We start from the raw sequence: 18689 nt of genomic DNA, 5'->3' as shown, positions 1-18689 counted from the left end.
GCTCAGGCCCGTCGCCCAAACAACCGCCCGAGCACCTGCTCCACCGCTTGACCGATCGCGTCACCGTCGATCCCGCTCGCGCCCGGCTGGCGCGGTGCATCGGCTTTGGCGTCGTTCGCGGGCGCAGGCTTCTCGGTCGCCCTCGCCCCAGTCTCTTTCGGCCCGGCCGCCTTCGCCTCCGCCGCCTTCATCGCCGCGGCCGCCGCCATCGACAGGCCGGTCGCGATCATCGCCTTGCCCTGCGGTGAATTCGCGGTGGTGATCGCCTGATCGATGATCGCCTCGCCCGCGCGGCGCAGTTCCTTGGGCAGCTTTACCCCGCCGATCGTCTTGGGGATGCGTTTCTTCTTCTTGGCCATGCGCGTCGCTCCTGTGCGTGTCTATATGGTCAGCCAAACGTCCGCTTGAAGGTCAGCAGCGGCACGATGAAGCCGTTGCGCCGCCGGAACTCGCGCGTGACGGGCGTGGTCGAGGTGCGATCGGGCGCGTAGAACAACCGCTCGCGATACGCCGGCCGCGCCAGCGCATTCTCCAGCGTGAAGGTGACCACGCTGGTCTTGGTCGGCCGCCATTCGGCGAACACCTGCGTGTACAGCCCGCGAAAGCTCCGGTCGGTCTCGTCGCGGCGGAACTGCGTCGAACTGGTCGCATTCTCGACGTACAGCCCCCAGGCGAAGCTGCCCAGATCCTGCCGGAACTCGGCCGACCCGTAGAAATCGCTGTTGCCGGTGAACCGCCGCGTGGTCAGCGTGTAGGGATCGGTCACGAACGTCGGCACGTACGACCCGTATAGCGTCAACCGCCCGCCCTTCACGCCCAGCGTCTTGAGCGGCGCCTCCACCCGCGCGCGCGCGATCGCCACCGTGCCGTCGCCCAGATTGCCCGGCGCGTCGAACCCTTCGGGCGTCGGCACCCGGTCCTGCACCAGGCTGATCCGCGTGTACCCCGCCTCCAGCCGAACCAGCCCGTCGCCCAGGATCGGATGCTCCAGCGTGCCGAGCAGCTCCCAGCTGCGCTGCGGCACCAGTTGCGCGTTGCCGCCATTCACCCGGTCGCTGCCCAATTCGGCGACCGAGATGAAGTCGGTGAACTGCAACTGGTTCACCGTCCGCTGCGCCGAGATCTGCGCGCGCCAACCGGGCGCGAACCGCCAGTCGAGTACCAGCTTGGGTTTCAGGAACGACAGCGTGCGCCGCGCCTCCACGTCGCCCGACACGGTCAGCCGCGACCCCTCGATCGTCATGCCGCCGTCGAGCCGGATCGTCGGCGACAGCGCGCGTCCGACGTTGACGAACGCCTCGCCGCGCACCTCGCGGACGGTCGCGTCGTCGACCGGCAGGTCGATCCGCGTCCGCGCGCCGCCCGCTTCCAGGTCGAACAAATTCACCCGACTGCGCAACTCGTTGATCACGCCCTCCGCGCCGATCTCCACGTTCCAGCCGTTCCACGCCGACCGGTTCCACACCAGCCGCGCCAGCGTCTCCGACTGGCGATCGTTCAGCGTCTGGCTGAACCCGGTCGGCCCGGGGCCGTTCGATGCGAACACGTCCACCAGCGACAGATCGTCATTGTCGCGCCGCCGCCTCGTTGCCAGCCCGATCAGCTTGATGCCGCCCCCCGCCAGCGGCCGCGTCACATCGCCGCCCAGCTCATATTCGGTCAAATCGTAGCGCTGCGTCAGCGCGTCCTCACGCCTTGGCGCTCCGACGCGGTCGACCCGGTTCGACTGGTCGAGCGCGAAGTGGTTGGTCGCCGCGCGCGCGTTCAGGTGCGCGGTGCGATGGGCACCGTCATTATACTCCCACGATCCAGACAGCGCCGCCGCCGGCTCGCGGAACCGGTTCACGCGGTAGCGATATTCGACCAGTTGGTCGTCGGGCAACGAGGTGACGCGGTCATACCCCTCCTGCGCCGATTGCGCGTTGTCGATGTTCAGCGCCAGGTTGAACGTCGACTTGCCCGACCGCAGCAACGCCGACGCGCTCCCCTCGGGATAGAATTTCCCCAGGTAATCGCGCCGCACGCTGCCCGTCAGCGTTCCCGCCAACCCGCCGCTCGCCGAGGTGACGAGGTTCAGCACCTGCGGCTTGCCGGTGAACTCCGCGCCGTACAGGTCGCCCGGCCCCACCTCGACGCGCACCACCCGCCCCGCCGGGATGCGCGACAGGATCGTCTCCACCGTGTCGCTCTTGGCCGACGCGCGCTGGCCGTTGATGACGACATTGCCTGCCGCCCCGCCGAAGCCGCGCACCGATTCGTCGATCCGCTCGATCGTGAAGCCGGGCACGCGCTGCACGATCTGCAGCGCGGTCGCGGGCGCGAAGGTGGCGAACCACGCGGCATCATAGCTGCGCCGCCCCGTCACGCGATCGGGCTGGCCGGCGGGCTGCGGTCCCTCGGTCGCGACCGGCTTGGGCGCGGCGATCCCCGCGGGCGGCGGCACCGCCTGCGCGGCCGCGCCCGCCGGCGTCAGCAGCACCGCCAGCGTCCCCGCCAGCAGCGGCGCGCCCGCGCCGCGACCTGTCGACCGGCCCACTGCTCGCTCCCCGTACCGCCACCGCACCGGCATCTTTTGTCCCCCAATGATGCCGCTCGACTACGATTGTAGTCGTTCTACGTCAACGCTTGTTTTCGCACCACTGTATTACTGCACCATAACACCAGGCACAAGCCCGCTCAACGATCGTCCACCGCCGCCGCCACGACCCGCTCGTCGGCACGCGCCGGGTCCACCCCCGCGCTCACCTGCGCCGCATAACGCCGCGCCAGCACCGCGCAGACGAACAACTGCACCTGGTGGAAAATCATCAACGGCAGCACGATCAGGCTGACCGACGAGCCCGCGAACAGGATCGTCGCCATCGGGATGCCGCTCGCCATGCTCTTCTTCGATCCGCAGAACACGATCGCGATCTCGTCCGCCTTGCTGAACCGAAGCGCTCGAGCGCCCCAGGTGGTCAGCCCCAGCACCGCCGCCAGCAGCAATCCGTCGCACAGCAGCACCAGCGCCAGGTCGCCCGCCCCCACCGCCTGCCAGATGCCCGCCACCATGCCCTCGCTGAACGCGGCATAGACCACCAGCAGGATCGACCCGCGATCGACCAGCGTCGTCGGCCCCTTGTGCCGCGCGATCCACCCGCCGATCACCGGCCGCGCGATCTGGCCCGCGACGAACGGCAGCAGGATCTGCGCCGCAATGGCCTCGATCGCCGACCACGACACGCCCCCGCTCGCCCCCGGCAGCCCCATCAACGGCAACAACAGCGCCACGATCAACGGCGTCAGCACGGTGCCGACCAGGTTCGACACCGACGCTGCGCACAAGGCGGCGGGCACATTGCCCCCCGCGATACCCGTGAACGCGATCGACGATTGCACGGTAGAGGGCAGCAGCGTCAGAAACAGGATGCCGACCGCGATCTCGCCCGGCACCCAGGCCCGCGCAACGCCGCTCACCGCCAGACCCAACAGCGGAAACAGCACAAAGGTGCTCAGGAACACCAGCCCCTGCAACCGCCAATGCGTCAGCCCCGCCCAGATCGCCGCCGGCGCCAACCGCGCGCCATACAGAAAGAACAACAACGCCACCGCCACCGTCACCGCGGTGTCGGCAACCCGCGCCCCCTCCCCCCGCGCCGGCAACACCGCCGCCAGCACCACGGTGCCGAGCAGCAGCAGCAGGTAGGGATCAACGAAACGGCGGATCAGGGTCATGGGGAAAGCTCCGGTGAGCGCCGCCCATGCCACGCCCACTCGCCCGACGCGACCGCTCCCACCCGCCATCGCGCCCGCACCTCGTTCGAGCGTTGAACCAACGCGGCTTCTTACACCCGTGAACGGTTTCGCTATCGACGCAGGCCCCGGCCCGGTACACCCCGTTCGCCCGCTTACCCGCCACAGGACCCCCGCATGCGCCTTTCATGGCCCGAAATCCGCGCCAACGCCGCCCGTTTCAGCGAGGATTGGGCCGGCAAGGGTTACGAGAAAGGCCAGACGCAAAGCTTCTACGACGAATTCTTCGCGATCTTCGGCGTGCCGCGCAAACAGGTCGCGGTGTACGAACAACGCGTCCGCGCGCTCGATGCCGGGCGCTCCAACGGCTTCATCGACCTGTTCTGGCCCGGCACGCTGATCGCCGAGCAGAAAAGCATCGGCCGCGATCTCACCCGCGCGATGGACCAGGCGCTCGATTATTATTCCTGGCTGCCCGAGGTGCAGCGCCCGCGCTACATGATGGTGTGCGATTTTCAGCGGTTCGAGCTGGTCGATCTCGAAACCCGCCGTGAATGGCGCTTCCCGCTCGCCGACCTCAAACGCCATGTCGAGGCGTTCGGCTTCATCATCGGCGTTCAGCCGCGGTTGTTCCGCAACCAGTCGCCCGTCAACCGCCGCGCGTCCGAGCTGATGGGCCGGCTCCACAATGCGCTCGCCGCCGACGGCTACACCGGCCATGCGCTCGAACGCCTGCTCGTCCGCCTGCTGTTCATCCTGTTCGCCGACGACACCGGCATCTTCGAGCGCAAGGACCAGTTCCTCACCTTCCTCGAACAGCGCACCGCCGCCGACGGCCGCGATCTCGGCCGCTGGCTGGGCGAGCTGTTCCAGGTGCTCGACACCCCGCCCGATCGGCGTCAGCGCGGGCTCGACGCCGATCTCGCCGAATTCCCCTACCTCAACGGCGAGCTGTTCCGCGAACGCATCGACATGCCCGCGTTCGACCACGCGATGCGCGACATGCTGCTCGATGCCAGCATGTTTAATTGGGGAGAGGTCAGCCCCGCGATCTTCGGGTCGCTGTTCGAAAGCGTGATCGACCGCGTCACCCGCCGCCGCCAGGGCGCGCATTATACCCCCGAACAGGCGATCCTGAAGGTGATCGAGCCGCTGTTCCTCGACGATCTGCGCGCCGAGTTCGACCGCGCCCGCGCGCTCCGCTCGGGCCGCGAGCGCGCCCTCAGGTCGCTGCACGAACGCATGGCCGCGCTCACCTTTCTCGATCCGGCGTGCGGCGCGGGCAATTTCCTCGTCGTCGCCTACCGCGAATTGCGCGAGCTCGAACGCGAGCTGTTGAAGGAGCTGCTCACCGTCAACGGCCAGGTCGAGCTCGTCACCGACGTGTCGCTGCTCTCGCGCCTCAACGTCGACCGTTTCTTCGGCATCGAGATCGACGAGTTTCCCGCCATGATCGCGCAGGTCGCGCTGTGGATGACCGACCACATCGCCAACACCCGGCTGGCGGAGGATTTCGGCCAGCATTACGCGCGCATCCCGCTCGTCACCGCGCCCGGCATCCGCCATGCCGACGCGCTGGAAATCGACTGGAACGAGGTGCTGCCCGCCGAGCGATGCAGCTTCGTGTTCGGCAACCCGCCGTTCGTGGGCGCCAAATATCAGACCGAGCAGCAACGCGCACAGGTCCGCCGCCTCGCCGCGCTGCCGGGCAGCGGCGGCACGCTCGATTACGTCGCCGCCTGGTTCATCAAGGGCGCGCACTACGTCGCGCCGCACGATGCGCACCTCGGCTTCGTGTCCACCAACTCGATCGTGCAGGGCGAACAGGTGGCGCAGCTATGGCCGACGCTGTTCCGTGCCGGGGTCGAGATCGCATTCGCGCACCGCACCTTCGTCTGGCCCGGACGCGCCGCTGTTCATTGCGTCATCGTCGGCCTAGCCCCGCGCGGCAACGAGCCCGCGGAAAAGCGGCTTTACAGCTACGTCGATGGTAAAGGCGAACCAGCAGAAACGCGCCATAGCGCATTAACGGCTTATCTATTCGAAGCCAGAGAAGTCGATCGACATCTCGTTATCAAGGAGGAAAGTCGCCCCATCAACGGCGCAGCAAAAGCAAAAACCGGCGTTCAAATGATCGACAACGGTCTTTACACGTTCGATAGCACAGAACGTGCACGCTTTTTGACAGAAGAACCGGAAGCGGCCCCCCCTATTTAGACGGTTCGTCGGTGGCGATGAATATATAAATGGGTTTCATCGCTGGATACTCTATTTGGCTGAGGCTACTCCCGCGCAACTTCGCCAACTGCCACTCGTGCGGCAGCGCGTCTCGTCGGTTCGTGATTATCGAGCCAGCAGTTCCCGCCTAAGCACTGTCAAGATGGCCGATGATCCGCTACGGCTTGGTGTTGATGAACGACTTTCCACTGACTACCTTGTAATACCCAATACCAGTTCAGAGCGACGTGAATATGTTCCGATAGGATGGCTCTCGCCGGACGTAATCGCCAATCAGAAGCTACGTATTCTCGCAAATGCATCCACATGGCAATTTGGTATTCTAACCAGCCGGATGCACATGGCGTGGATGCGGCAGATCACTGGCCGCATGAAAAGCGACTACATGTACTCGGTTGGCGTCGTCTACAACACCTTTCCCTGGCCCGACGCCACCCCGACGCAACGCGCGCAGGTAGAGGCGCTGGCACAGGCCGTGCTCGACGCGCGCGCGCTGCCCAAGAACGCGACCTCGACGCTCGCCGACCTCTACGATCCCGACACCATGCCCGCCGAGCTGCGCCGCGCGCATCGCGAACTCGACCTCGCGGTCGACCGGCTCTATCGCCGCGCGCCCTTCGCCTCCGACCGTGAGCGCGTCGAACATCTGTTCACGCTCTACCAGCGGCTGGTCGATCCGCTCGGCAACGACGGCGCGCGCCAGAACCGCCGCGTCGCCCGCCGCCGCACCCGCTCCGATGCCGACACGGCCGACACGTCGCCGCCGCCCGCGCCCGACGCGCCGCCGCGCGATGACGCCGGTCCGCCGGGCGCTCCCTGACACGCGCCCGGCCTCACACCGCCCGCCGCTGCCCCGCGTCCGTGCGGCCCGCCACCGCTCACCGCGCCGTCGGGCTCGGCCGGTCCTCGCCCATCGGGCGGTCGTCTTCGCTTTTGACGTGGTTGATGTTGGTGCCGATGAAGATCACCGCGATCAACGCCAGCACGATCAGCGTCACCGTCAGGAAGCGCGCGCGGCTCTTGGGTCCGGGGTTCTTGCGTGGGGGCAGGTCGCTCATGTCAGTCGCACTCCTTGGCCCTTCAACGCGCCGCGACGCGTGGCGCTCCGCACGGCGGACTCGCCAATCGCGCTCACCTGCATCAGCGCCCCCACACCGCGCATCACCGCTCACCGCTGAACGGGGCGCAGCTCGCCCCGCGCGCGCCCGGCAACCCGCGTTCACGCGCCCGCTTCCCCGCGCGCCCGCGCCGTGGCACCGTTGCCCGCACGTCCGTTCGAAAGGCTTCGCCATGGTCACCGCCCCCGCCCCGCTCGCACACGCGCGTCGCGCGATGTGGCTCGCCTTCGCCGCGCTCCTGATCGCCCCGCTGATCGCGATGCGCCTCACGCCCGAGGTCAACTGGACCACCTCGGACTTCGCCGCCGCCGCGCTGCTGCTCGGCACGCTCGGCCTCGCGGTCGACGTCGCGACGCGCCTCCTCCACCGCCCCCATGCGCGCCGCCTCGCCATCGCCGCCGTCACCGCCGCGGTCGCGCTCGTCTGGGCGGAGGGTGCGGTCGGCCTCTTCCACTAAACCTCCACCCGCCCACGAACCTCGCAAGCCCCTTCCCGCGTTACTATCTCCCGCATACTGGCATCCGCTGCGGAACGAAGGTAGAACGCCCCACATGGCTTTGACGACGATTTCGGTGCGCGGCGCGCGCGAGCACAACCTCAAGGACGTGGGCGTCGACATCCCGCGCGACACGCTGACCGTCATCACCGGGCTGTCGGGCTCGGGCAAATCGAGCCTCGCCTTCGACACCATCTATGCCGAGGGGCAGCGCCGCTACGTCGAGTCATTGTCGGCCTACGCGCGCCAGTTTCTCGAGCTGATGCAGAAGCCCGACGTCGACCATATCGAGGGGCTCAGCCCCGCGATCTCGATCGAGCAGAAGACCACCAGCCGCAACCCGCGCTCCACGGTCGCTACCGTCACCGAAATCTACGATTACATGCGCCTGCTCTGGGCGCGCGTCGGCGTGCCCTACTCGCCCGCCACCGGAGAGCCGATCGCCGCGCAGCAGGTCAGCCAGATGGTCGACCGCGTCATGTCGCTGCCCGAGGGGACGCGCCTCTATCTGCTCGCCCCCGTCGTCCGCGCGCGCAAGGGCGAGTATCGCAAGGAGATGCTCGAGTGGCAGAAGGCGGGCTTCACCCGCGTCCGCATCGACGGCGAGCTCTACGAGATCGACGAAGCCCCCGCGCTCGACAAGAAGTTCAAGCACGACATCGAGGTCGTCGTCGACCGCCTCGTCGTCCGCGGCGACATCGCCACCCGCCTGGCCGAGAGCTTCGAGACCGCATTGAAGCTCGCCGACGGCCTCGCCTATGTCGACCCCGCCGACCCTGTCGAACCCCGCACGCCGCAGAGCGCCGTTCTCGGCGATCACGCTCCCGACGGCCGCATCGTCTTCTCGGAAAAGTTCGCCTGCCCCGTCTCGGGTTTCACCATCCCCGAGATCGAGCCGCGCTTGTTCTCGTTCAACGCGCCGCAGGGCGCCTGCCCCGCGTGCGACGGCCTCGGCGAGAAGCTGATCTTCGACGAGGACCTCGTCGTCCCCAACCACGAACTGTCGCTTAAGAAAGGCGCGGTCGTGCCTTGGGCCAAGTCCAACCCGCCCTCGCCTTATTACATGCAGGTGCTCGGCTCGCTCGCGCGCGAATTCGACTTCGCGCTCGACACCCCCTGGGGCGAGCTTCCGCCCGAGGTGCAGAAGACCATCCTCCACGGCACCCGCGGCAAGCCCGTCACCTTGACCTTCGTCGACGGCAAGAAGTCCTACGACGTCAAGAAACCGTTCGAGGGCGTCATCGGCAACCTCAACCGCCGCATGCTCCAGACCGAGAGCGCGTGGATGAAGGAGGAACTGTCCAAATATCAGTCCGCCCAGCCCTGCGAGACGTGCCACGGCGCACGCCTCAAGCCCGAGGCGCTCGCGGTCAAGATCGCACGCCAGGACATCAGCCACGCCACCCACCTCTCGGTCGTCGACGCGCTCGCCTTCTTCACCGATCTGCCCAACCACCTGGGCGATCAGCAGCGCGCCATCGCCGAGCGGATCCTCAAGGAAATCGTCGAGCGCCTGGGCTTCCTCAACAACGTCGGCCTCGACTATCTCAACCTCGACCGCACCAGCGGCACGCTATCGGGCGGCGAGAGCCAGCGCATCCGTCTCGCGTCGCAGATCGGCTCAGGGCTGTCGGGCGTGCTCTACGTGCTGGATGAACCGAGCATCGGCCTTCACCAGCGCGACAACGACATGCTGCTCGCCACGCTGCGCCGCCTACGCGACCTCGGCAACACCGTGCTCGTCGTCGAGCATGACGAGGACGCGATCCGCACCGCCGACTACGTCATCGACATGGGGCCGGGCGCGGGCGTCCACGGCGGGCAGGTCGTCGCCGCCGGCACGCTGGCCGAGGTGCTGGCGACCGAGGGCAGCGTCACCGCCGATTACCTGAACGGCGTGCGCGAGGTGCCCGTGCCCGCCAAACGCCGCAAGGGCTCGGCCAAGAAGCTCACCGTCCACAACGCCACCGCCAACAACTTGACCGGCGTCACCGCGTCGATCCCCTTGGGCACCTTCACCTGCATCACCGGCGTGTCGGGCTCGGGCAAGTCGAGCTTCACCATCGACACGCTGTTCGCCGCCGCCAGCCGCACCTTGAACGGCGCGCGCATCCTCGCGGGCAAGCACGACAAGATCACCGGGCTGCAGCATCTCGACAAGGTCATCGACATCGACCAGTCGCCGATCGGCCGCACGCCGCGCTCCAACCCCGCGACCTACACCGGCGCGTTCACGCAGATCCGCGACTGGTTCGCCGGCCTCCCCGAGTCACTCGCGCGCGGCTACAAACCCGGCCGCTTCTCCTTCAACGTGAAGGGCGGGCGGTGCGAGGCGTGCCAGGGCGACGGCGTGCTCAAGATCGAGATGCACTTCCTCCCCGACGTCTACGTCACCTGCGACGTCTGCCACGGCCAACGCTACAACCGCGAAACGCTGGAGGTGAAGTTCAAGGGCCATTCGATCGCCGACGTGCTCGACATGACGGTCGAGGACGCGGCCGAGTTCTTCAAGGCCGTGCCCCCGATCCGCGACAAGATGGCGATGCTGGTCGAGGTGGGCCTCGGCTACGTCAAGGTCGGCCAACAGGCGACCACGCTCTCGGGCGGCGAGGCGCAGCGCGTCAAGCTCGCCAAGGAACTCGCCCGTAGAGCCACCGGCAACACGCTCTACATCCTCGACGAGCCGACCACCGGCCTCCACTTCGAGGACGTGCGCAAGCTCCTCGAAGTGCTCCACGCGTTGGTGGAACAGGGCAACACCGTGGTCGTGATCGAGCACAACCTCGACGTCATCAAGACCGCCGACCACATCATCGACATGGGACCCGAAGGCGGCGTCAAGGGCGGCCGCGTCGTGGCGGAAGGCACGCCCGAGCAGGTCGCCAAGGTGAAGGGAAGCTTCACCGGGCATTACCTCGCGCCGTTGCTTAAGCAGCGGGCTGTAGTACCAGTAGCAGCAGAATAGGCCAAATTAGGAGCGTGCAATGTTCAGCGCAGCCGCGCGCTTCATCCTTACCCTTACGGCCTTAGCCCCAGTTGCTTTCACTTATGCTTGGGCCTTTTGGAGTCAGGACAAAAGATTGTCATTGGGATTGGGCTGCATCTGCGCTATTATGATCGTCGCTTGTATAACTTTACTTAATAAAGCACGATCTTTGGTTGAAGAAGTCTCCGTCGACATCTCTTCCGCCGAGACAGCCGACCGCGAAAACTTCTCCCTTCTTCTTCTGTATATATCCCCGTTATTCGCCGACAAGATATCAGACTTAAACTGGTCTTTATGGGCGCCAATTATAATTGTCTTTGGCGTTATAACGGCGACCGGTTACAACTACCATTATAGTCCTCTACTTGGCATGCTAAAGTGGCACGCTTATCGCGTCACTGCAAGTAACGGTATAACTTACGCCCTATTGACAAAAAGGCAGCTGCGGTCTGCATTGGGGACAATCAAAGTCAGGCAACTTACCGAATACGTACTGATCGAGTTTAAAGGATAGAGATGTCTAACAATCTTTACGCACTCGTCGGCCAGCGTGGCTCCGCCGATCTTAGGCGCGTTCGGGTCAGCCATGACGTACAGTCGCAACTCGCCGAGCTTTTTAGCGCCTACTATGCCAACTTTCACCAAGGCATAGATGAAGAAGTAACCTTTAGTCGCGATTGGAAACCGGACGATGATCAAATTCTAACATTACCGCTTAATGAGGAGATCACAGCGCTAATGGATACGGTCAGGGCCGGCCCACTCTCACTGACCGAAATTGATCCGAACGATTTTCAAAATGAAAATATTAGAGCAATAGCATTCGCTGCTGATGGGGTCGATGAGACATTGTACATCCAGTATTTTTTTGCTCATCAAAGGCTAGCTCAAAGAGCGATGGCGCTTGTCCTTTTGGAAGGGAATACCTTCACTCGGCTCACTGGGCCGGCATTCTCGATTGGCAGTAAAATTGACGCAATCATTGAGAATGGGTTAGTAAAGTTTAAAAACTTTACGATCCTTAAACGTATTTTTGATGTTTTCTCACATTACACTATCGCCTCTGATCAAGAGGTAATTGCTTTCTCGCAGCTTAATATGGTTGTTGCTGAAGACATCAACCACATACTTTCAAATATTACACAAACCACTCGAAAACTGGTGTCCGCCGTCTCAGACTCTGGCATCTTACATCGAATTACAACGGCCGAGATCGTCGCCGCAGCACAGAGTGTGCAAGTCGAAGTTAGTTTAGTAGATGATAAAATCCTCCTTCCAAGAGACAAAGCCAAGCTAAAAACACTGCTTCGCTTTCTTGATCATGGTATTTATCAGTCTCGATTGGGGGCATTCACATTTATGACAAACTCGAAACTCAGATTGAGTTAAGGATGCTGCAAACCTGACTACAGTCCCACCGCCTTCCGTAACGCCTCGTTCATCCGCCCCTGCCACCCCGGCCCGCCCTCGCGAAACCGCTCGATGACATCCGGATCAAGCCGCAGCGTCACCTGACGCTTGGCCGCCGCCCCCAGCGGCGGGCGGCCCGCCTTGGTCAGCGTGCCGATCGCCGGGCGCACCACCTTGCCGCCGATCGAGAACTCGGCGCGGTCGAGCTGATCGTCGGTCCACTCTGGTAGATCGTCGTCATCCCAGACGGGGAGCGATGCGGCGGGTTTCCTTGTCATGACAATTCCTCATCGAGATCACGCGGATGCCTTCCGCTGTCGGCGTCCACGCGAACATCACCATGCGTCCGCCCAACCAGCCGTAGGTCTGATAACGCGGCTCGGGATAATCGAACCGGTCATCCTCCTGCGTCAGCGTCGGTCCCTCCACCACCCGAACGGCATCGGCGAAGTCGAGCTTCCGCTCGGCCAGCGTCCACGCACGCTTCTCGGGATCGAAGCTGATTTCCACATGACCAATATGTAACTACGATAATCGTACTGGCAAGTGGGTTGTCGTGCCGCCGCGGCAAAGCCGCGCCTTCGGGCGTCGCGCTGGCGGCGATGTTGCCAAGGTAGGAACAACCAAGCCCCGCCGCGGCGAAGCCGCGTCGTCAGTCGGCGCTGCTGGCGCCGCTGGCCGGGCCGGCGCTCGTTCGCTCGTCGGTAGCTTCGCTACCGGCTCGCCGCGCCGGCCGCTGTCCTACACGCGCCATCCCTGCCTATCTCCCCGGTCCCCCCAACCAACGGGACCCACGCGCATGGACACGCTACCGCTCTACCCCGCCTTCCCCATCGACTCCTCCCCCGACAGCGGCGAGCAGCCGTGGCGCGAGTGGCAGGCGCACGTCGACGCCGGCCGCATCGCCACCGCACCCCTCGCGCCCGAACACATCGCCGCCGCGCGCGCGATGGAGGCGCTGTTCCGCTCGGGTGGGCTGTGCCGCCGATGACCCTGCTCACCCCCGCCCGCCTGCCCGCCGCCGGTCAGCCACCCGCCGTCCACGCGCACGCCGAGCCCACCCCGCCCCCCGGTCGCCACGACGGCTGGACCCCCGACCGCCAGCGCACCTTCGTCGAGGGGATCGCCGGCGGCGACACCGTCGAGCAGGCGTGCCGCCGCGTCGGCCTCGCCGTCTCCTCCGCCTACGCGCTGCGCCGCCGCGCCAACGGTGCCGCCTTCGCGCTCGCCTGGGACGGCGCGCGGCTCTTGGCGCGCGAGGCGCTCGCCGACACGCTCCTCACCCGCGCATTGGAAGGTCAGGAGGAGACGATCACCCGCGCCGACGGCTCCACCGTCACCCGCTATCGCCACGACAATCGCCTCGCGACCCACATGCTCCACCGGCTCGATCGCTTCGCCGACGCCGCCTCCGCCAGCGCGCACGGCACCGCCGCGCGGCTCGTCGCGGGCGAGTTCGACGCCTTCCTCGACCTGCTCGGCACCCACGCCGCGCCCGCGCGCGCCGGGCTGTTCCTCGGCACCCGTCTCGCGCCCGAGACGGTAGACGGCGAGAGCAATACGCGCGCCGATCTCGCCCCCGTCCTGGCACTCGCCCGCGCCGACCGTTACCTGCGCACCCGCGCCGCCCACGCCGCCGAGGTGTCCGTCGCCGACCTCGACCCCGCCAACCGCGCCGCGTGGAGCGCCGAGCAATGGACCCGCGCCGAGGCCGCCGGCCTCGTCGCGCTCGCCCCACCCCCGCCGCGCGCGGAAAGCGCGTGTGAACCTCCACTTCCTCCACTTCGCCCCAACCTGCCCGAGTTTTTGAGCCCCGCCGACCGCCCCGACCCCGTCTGGTGGTGCGACGACGCCGACGCCTGGCGCACCCGCTTCCCCCCGCCCGACTTCTTCTTAGGGAAGGAGGACGGCGAGTGGGGCGACCCCGACTATCAGCGCGAACTCGACGACGAGGAGATCGAGCAGCTCGAACGCCCCCACCACATCCAATCCGCCGTCCGCCACATCACCGAAGGCCGCGCGCGCGACGCCTGGTTCGCCGACGCCGCCCGGCTCGACCCGGATGACGATGGCGAGCAGCCAGACACGCCCGAACGCGTGCACCCCAGCGACGACGAAGCGGGCGAAGCGCCGATGATCGTCCCCGGCTGCGACGATCACGCCGAGCCTGCGCCGCTCGGACCATCGACCCACCCCGCCGTCGCCGCGCATGACGAACCGGATCAGCCGATCGCCGAGCCTGCCCCGACCCACCCCGCTGCCATCCAACCGCCCGCTGCGACCGTCTCACCGTCATCGGACACCCACCAGCCACCGCCGCCGCATGCGCCCGCTGCCCCGCCCGCCAAACTCAATCGGAAACAGCGCCGCGGCAAAGCCGCGTCGTCAGCCGGTGCGAATGCACCGCTGGCCGATCGGGTGATGCTCGCCCGCGCTTGCGCGCCGGGCTAGTATCACCCGATGTGCAACGAAGCCGCCCGCCGCATCGACCTCGGCCTGTTACGCGAGGATTTCGCCCACCTCCGCATCCCGCTGCGTTTTCCCGAAGGCGCGCCCAACATGGCGCCGCTCCCCTCGGTCCGCATCACCGACGCGACCGTGATCGTCCGCGCGGTCGAGGAAGGGAGCAACGAGGCCGAACTCGTCACCCGCCGCTGGAGCTGGCCGGGTGCGCACGGAAAGCCGGTCTACAACTACCGCTCCGACGGCCGAAACATCGCGCGCGGACGCTGCCTCATTCCGGTCGACGGCTTCTACGAATTTACCGCACCCCCACCGGGTCAGAAGCGCAAGACCAAGTGGATTTTCACCCATGCCCGCCACTCCTGGTTCTGTATCGCCGGTGTGTGGAAACACGACGATCAGGTCGGCGAAGCCTTCTCGATGCTCACGGCCGAACCCGGACCCGATATCGCCCCCTACCACGATCGTCAGGTCGTGGTGCTCGACCGCACCGACTGGAGCCGCTGGCTCGATGGCTCAGCGCCCTCCGCCGAACTCTGCCGCCCCGCTCCTGCGGGCACGCTGTTGCCCGCACGCGTCGACGGAACGCCAGCCTTGTCCGTAAGTTGACCCGCGCATGACCCAGAACAATCCCGCAACCCGCCGCAGCGCGAACCGCAAACCCGCCGACAAGCCGGTCAAGAAGACCAGCCGCGTCGCCGTCGCCGCCGGCATCGGTGCCGTCGCTGCCGGTCTGTTCGGTGCGCTGCGCTTCGGCCTGTTCGACAAACTTCTCGACAAGCGCACCAGCGGTGGCGAACACCCCGCCCCCGACCTCAAGCCCAGCGCGCCGACGCCGGGCACCACCCGCGCGCCCGTCGACTTCCGCCCCGATCCGACCGCCGCCGTGCCGGAAAGCGAGCGCGAATCGCTCCGCCCCGCCACCGGTCCCGCCCCCACGCTCGCCGCCACCCGCGGAGAGATCGCCAACCAGACGGGCGCCGCCAACTGACCAACTGCGCGCGCATCGGGTCAGAGCCACCAGCTCACGGGTGCGGAAAACGGGGTCCACCGCCCCACCCGCACCCCGGCTCGGGCAAGCGCGCGCCCAGTCCACGCATTGCAGGTGTTGAGCGCATCGTAGCGCCCATGCGCCGGATAAAACGCATCATGCCCGGCATAACCGCGGACCGGATCACCCGCTGCCAGACTAGCGCGCACCACCCGCGCCAACGCCCGGTACTGCGCGGGCGTCAACACTACCGCCCGCACCCGCTCGCCCACCACCGGTTGCGCGACATGCTCGACGTGCAGCACGGTGTCGTCACTCCCCAGCGCCGCCGCGAACACGGTACCGGGCCTCAGATCCCACCACGTCGGTGTGCCGACGAAAAACCCGCGCTCGCCCCATCCCACCGCAACATGAGCGAACCGCGCGTAACCCGGCTCACGCAACGCTGTGCCTGCGAAAACCGGTCGCCAATCCACCCCCGCCGCGTGCTTGGGGATGACCAGATCGGTGTGGATGCCATTGTCCTCGACCCAGATCGTCACACCCTGCTCCGGGGGACGCCAGTCGCGGTTGACCGCCCACGCCGCCCCGACCAGACCCGCGACGAGATAGCTCGCTAGCACAACCAGCAACACGAAAGAAAGACGACGGACTTGGCGCATCACCCGCTCATGCTAGAACAAGCCCATGACTGAGGAAACGCACGTCCTGACCGCCCCGCCCGCCGACGCCTCCGCCGATTGGACGATCGCGCAGAATTGGGCGACCTACACGCCCGAGGAACACGCAACTTGGGACACACTGTTCGCCCGCCAGTCGAAACTGCTGCCCGGCCGCGCCAGCGACGCCTGGCTGCGCGGGCTGGACGTGCTGCGCCTCGATAAACCAGGCATCCCCGACTTCGCCGAACTTTCCGATCGCCTGATGAAGCTGACCGGCTGGCAAGTCGTCGCCGTGCCCGGGCTCGTTCCCGACGACGTGTTCTTCGACCACATGGCCAATCGCCGCTTCGTCGCCGGAAACTTCATCCGCCGCCCCGATCAGCTCGACTATCTGCAGGAACCCGACGTCTTCCACGACGTCTTCGGCCACGTACCGATGCTCGCCGACCCGGTGTTCGCCGATTACCTCGAAGCCTATGGCAAGGGCGGGCAGCGCGCGCTCGGCATGGATGCGCTGAAGTATCTCGGGCGTCTCTACTGGTACACGGTCGAGTTCGGATTGATCCAGGAAGACGACGGCCTGCGCATCTACGGCTCGGGCATCGTCTCCTCCGCCTCCGAAAGCCGCTTCGCGCTCGACGATCCGAGCCCCAACCGCATCGCCTTCGACCTCGCCCGCGTCATGCGAACCGAGTACCGGATCGACGATTTCCAGCAGAATTACTTCGTCATCCCCAGCTTCGACGAACTGCTCCGCGCTACGGTCGAAACCGACTTTGCGCCGCTCTACACCGAACTGAAGCAGCTACCCGACATCCCCGTCGCGCAGATCGTGCCCGAAGATCGCATGCTGACGACAGGCACGCAGGACTACGCCCGCAGCAAGGCAACCTGACCGGAAGGGGGCGCTCGCCTAAAGGTCGAGCGCCCAGCCGTCCCGACCCTTGGGGTCGATCGGCTTGCTCGGAACGTAGCGCTCCGCACCGGCACGCAGCCGCAGGATCGTCCAATCACCGCGCCGGTCAACCGCCTCCAGCACGCACCCGCACGCCTCGAACGCCGCGACCACCTCACTCCGCTGCGTCTCCAGCAGCCCCGCCAGCACGATCGCCGCACCCGGTGCCGCGATCGCCGCCACCTCCGGCGCCATCGAGATCAGCGGTCCGGCGAGGATGTTGGCGATCAACAAATCATAAGGAGCCCGGCTCGCGATCTCATCGCTCAGCGCGCCATCGGCCACCACCAGCCGCAGCCCCGCGACGCCGTTCGCCGCCGCATTCTCCTGCGTCACCACGATCGCCGCCGGGTCGATATCGGTCGCGGTCACCGCCGCGGTCGGCCACAGATGCTGCGCGGCAAAGGCGAGCAACCCCGTCCCCGTCCCCAGATCGATCACTTGCGCGAACGACCGCTCGGCCAATCCGTCGAGCATCGCCAAACACCCCGCGGTGGTCGCATGGTGCCCGGTCCCGAACGCCTGCCCCGCATCGATCAGGAACGCGCGACCGCCCGCAGGCGCGGCGATCGGATGCGCGCTGGTGTGTACGGCAAAGCGTCCCTCGCGGATCGGCTCCAAACCAGCTTGGCTCATGGTTACCCAATCCTGCGCGATCAGCGGCTCGACCAGCGGGGCTGTATCGCCTGCGCTCGGCACCAGCGCGCGCAAGGCGGCGATCACGCCAGCATCGGGTTCGTGCTCGCAATAAGCGTCGAGCCGCCAGCGCTCGCGATCGTCCTCGACCTCCTCGGTGGTCATCAGCACCGCGTCGATCGCCAAGTCGTCCGCCGCGTCGATCGCCTCCGCCTCCGCGCGCGTACACGGCAAGGTCACGCGCCAGCTCTCGATTTCACCGGACATAGCTGGCGCCGTTCACGTCGAGCACTGCCCCGGTCATCGACGCCGGCGCGTCGAGCGCCAGCCACCGCGCCGTTTCCGCCACCTCCTCCGGCATCGCCACGCGGCCGAGCGGGATGTCGGCGAGCAATTTGTCGCCACCACGACTTTCCAGGTAATCCTCCGCCATCCCGGTCATCGTAAACCCGGGGCAGATCGCAAAGGCGAGGATACCCTGCCCGGCATAACCGCGCGCGATCGTCTTGGTCATTGCGACCATGCCGGCCTTTGACGCCGCGTAATGCCAATGCGCCGGGCTGTCGCCGCGATATGCCGCGCGGCTCGCCACGTTAACGATCCGGCCCCCACACCCGCGCTGCTGCCAATGTTTGACCGCGCGCCGGCACAATATCGCCGATGCGGTCAGGTTGACCTGCATCGTCCGCTCCCACCCCGCCAGCCACGCGTCATCATCGCCGTCGAGCGGATTGGCCTCGAACACGCCGGCATTGTTGATCAGCACGTCGATACGCCCGCCCAACTGGTCGAGCGCCGCCTGCCACAGTCGATCGGGGGCAGCCGGATCGGCGAAGTCGGCCGGGATGCCGCTGGCGGTCCCGTGTCCGACAACGTTGCTGTCAGCAGCGGTCAGCGCGCTGGCGATCGCCGCGCCGATGCCGCGGCTCGAACCGGTAAGAAGGACGTTGGTCATGACGCGCGTCTAGAACGCGGTCGTGCGCGCAGCAACGTCGGCCAGGC

At 66.5% G+C, this 18689-nt stretch carries 19 protein-coding genes; 10 read left to right on the top strand and 9 right to left on the bottom strand.

Annotated elements, in window-relative coordinates; all coding sequences use genetic code 11:
* Positions 1–2: 2 nt before the first annotated feature.
* From HRV97_RS01245 to HRV97_RS01235, 3 genes are all read right to left on the bottom strand, one after another.
* Positions 3–359: a hypothetical protein gene (locus tag HRV97_RS01245; protein ID WP_174191886.1), complete on the bottom strand. Its 357-nt coding sequence runs from the start codon at positions 357–359 to the stop codon at positions 3–5.
* Positions 360–388: 29 nt separating this feature from the next.
* Positions 389–2536: a TonB-dependent receptor gene (locus tag HRV97_RS01240; protein WP_174191885.1), complete on the bottom strand. Its 2148-nt coding sequence runs from the start codon at positions 2534–2536 to the stop codon at positions 389–391.
* Between the two features lie 140 nt (positions 2537–2676).
* On the bottom strand, positions 2677–3714 hold the full coding sequence (locus tag HRV97_RS01235; protein ID WP_174191884.1) for a bile acid:sodium symporter family protein: 1038 nt from the start codon (positions 3712–3714) through the stop codon (positions 2677–2679).
* 195 nt (positions 3715–3909) lie between these two features.
* Here HRV97_RS01235 and HRV97_RS01230 point away from each other — a divergent pair, with 195 nt between their 5' ends.
* Together HRV97_RS01230 and HRV97_RS17745 are read left to right on the top strand one after the other, a co-directional pair.
* The gene (locus HRV97_RS01230) at positions 3910–5949 is read left to right on the top strand and encodes a DNA methyltransferase (protein ID WP_174191883.1); all 2040 of its coding nucleotides are present in this window, start codon (positions 3910–3912) and stop codon (positions 5947–5949) included.
* 25 nt (positions 5950–5974) lie between these two features.
* Entirely contained in the window at positions 5975–6790 is an 816-nt protein-coding gene (locus tag HRV97_RS17745; protein WP_343044435.1) for a type IIL restriction-modification enzyme MmeI, read from the top strand.
* Between the two features lie 58 nt (positions 6791–6848).
* Here HRV97_RS17745 and HRV97_RS01220 read toward each other — a convergent pair whose 3' ends face one another.
* Positions 6849–7028 carry a hypothetical protein gene (locus HRV97_RS01220; RefSeq protein ID WP_174191881.1) on the bottom strand — a complete coding sequence of 60 codons (180 nt, stop codon included), beginning with the start codon at positions 7026–7028 and terminating at the stop codon, positions 6849–6851.
* A gap of 232 nt (positions 7029–7260) precedes the next feature.
* Between HRV97_RS01220 and HRV97_RS01215 the strand changes: the two genes are divergently transcribed.
* The 3 genes from HRV97_RS01215 to HRV97_RS01200 all read left to right on the top strand — a co-directional run bounded on the left by HRV97_RS01215 (position 7261) and on the right by HRV97_RS01200 (position 11959).
* Entirely contained in the window at positions 7261–7545 is a 285-nt protein-coding gene (locus HRV97_RS01215; RefSeq protein ID WP_174191880.1) for a hypothetical protein, read from the top strand.
* A 94-nt stretch (positions 7546–7639) separates the two neighbouring features.
* Positions 7640–10549: an excinuclease ABC subunit UvrA gene (gene uvrA, locus HRV97_RS01210; protein WP_174191879.1), complete on the top strand. Its 2910-nt coding sequence runs from the start codon at positions 7640–7642 to the stop codon at positions 10547–10549.
* Between the two features lie 537 nt (positions 10550–11086).
* Entirely contained in the window at positions 11087–11959 is an 873-nt protein-coding gene (locus HRV97_RS01200; protein ID WP_174191878.1) for a Kiwa anti-phage protein KwaB-like domain-containing protein, read from the top strand.
* Positions 11960–11976: 17 nt separating this feature from the next.
* Here the strand turns inward: HRV97_RS01200 and HRV97_RS01195 are convergent, their stop codons facing one another.
* Together HRV97_RS01195 and HRV97_RS01190 are read right to left on the bottom strand one after the other, a co-directional pair.
* The gene (locus HRV97_RS01195) at positions 11977–12258 is read right to left on the bottom strand and encodes a BrnA antitoxin family protein (RefSeq protein WP_174191877.1); all 282 of its coding nucleotides are present in this window, start codon (positions 12256–12258) and stop codon (positions 11977–11979) included.
* A complete protein-coding gene (locus HRV97_RS01190; RefSeq protein WP_174191876.1) occupies positions 12218–12490 on the bottom strand; it encodes a BrnT family toxin in 273 nt (90 codons plus the stop codon). The genes HRV97_RS01195 and HRV97_RS01190 overlap by 41 nt, the downstream gene beginning before the upstream one ends.
* A gap of 289 nt (positions 12491–12779) precedes the next feature.
* On the opposite strand from HRV97_RS01190, the gene HRV97_RS01185 reads away from it, so the two are divergent.
* Genes HRV97_RS01185 through HRV97_RS01170 form a run of 4 tightly spaced genes read left to right on the top strand, consistent with a single transcriptional unit; the run spans position 12780 to position 15434 of the window.
* Positions 12780–12971, top strand: a complete 192-nt coding sequence (locus tag HRV97_RS01185) for a hypothetical protein (protein ID WP_174191875.1) — start codon at positions 12780–12782, stop codon at positions 12969–12971.
* Positions 12968–14431 carry a hypothetical protein gene (locus HRV97_RS01180; protein WP_174191874.1) on the top strand — a complete coding sequence of 488 codons (1464 nt, stop codon included), beginning with the start codon at positions 12968–12970 and terminating at the stop codon, positions 14429–14431. The genes HRV97_RS01185 and HRV97_RS01180 overlap by 4 nt, the downstream gene beginning before the upstream one ends.
* A 9-nt stretch (positions 14432–14440) precedes the next feature.
* Complete coding sequence (locus tag HRV97_RS01175; RefSeq protein WP_174191873.1) at positions 14441–15052, top strand: SOS response-associated peptidase family protein; 612 nt, start codon at positions 14441–14443, stop codon at positions 15050–15052.
* 7 nt (positions 15053–15059) lie between these two features.
* Positions 15060–15434 carry a hypothetical protein gene (locus HRV97_RS01170; protein WP_174191872.1) on the top strand — a complete coding sequence of 125 codons (375 nt, stop codon included), beginning with the start codon at positions 15060–15062 and terminating at the stop codon, positions 15432–15434.
* 20 nt (positions 15435–15454) lie between these two features.
* Here the strand turns inward: HRV97_RS01170 and HRV97_RS01165 are convergent, their stop codons facing one another.
* Complete coding sequence (locus HRV97_RS01165; RefSeq protein WP_174191871.1) at positions 15455–16096, bottom strand: TIGR02117 family protein; 642 nt, start codon at positions 16094–16096, stop codon at positions 15455–15457.
* A gap of 25 nt (positions 16097–16121) precedes the next feature.
* Here HRV97_RS01165 and phhA point away from each other — a divergent pair, with 25 nt between their 5' ends.
* The gene (gene phhA / locus HRV97_RS01160; protein WP_174191870.1) at positions 16122–16991 is read left to right on the top strand and encodes a phenylalanine 4-monooxygenase; all 870 of its coding nucleotides are present in this window, start codon (positions 16122–16124) and stop codon (positions 16989–16991) included.
* An 18-nt stretch (positions 16992–17009) separates the two neighbouring features.
* On the opposite strand, the gene HRV97_RS01155 is transcribed toward phhA, so the two are convergent.
* Positions 17010–17954, bottom strand: coding sequence for a 50S ribosomal protein L11 methyltransferase (locus HRV97_RS01155; protein WP_174191869.1), 945 nt, complete (start codon positions 17952–17954; stop codon positions 17010–17012).
* Positions 17944–18642, bottom strand: a complete 699-nt coding sequence (locus HRV97_RS01150; protein WP_174191868.1) for an SDR family NAD(P)-dependent oxidoreductase — start codon at positions 18640–18642, stop codon at positions 17944–17946. Before HRV97_RS01150 ends, HRV97_RS01155 begins: the two co-directional genes overlap by 11 nt.
* Between the last annotated feature and the right edge of the window lie 47 nt (positions 18643–18689).

It is taken from the genome of Sphingomonas hominis (assembly GCF_013328205.1).
Classification (GTDB): Bacteria; Pseudomonadota; Alphaproteobacteria; order Sphingomonadales; family Sphingomonadaceae; genus Sphingomonas; species Sphingomonas hominis.
Note: the sequence above shows the minus strand (reverse complement) of the source record. Positions and strands in the feature narration are given on the sequence as shown.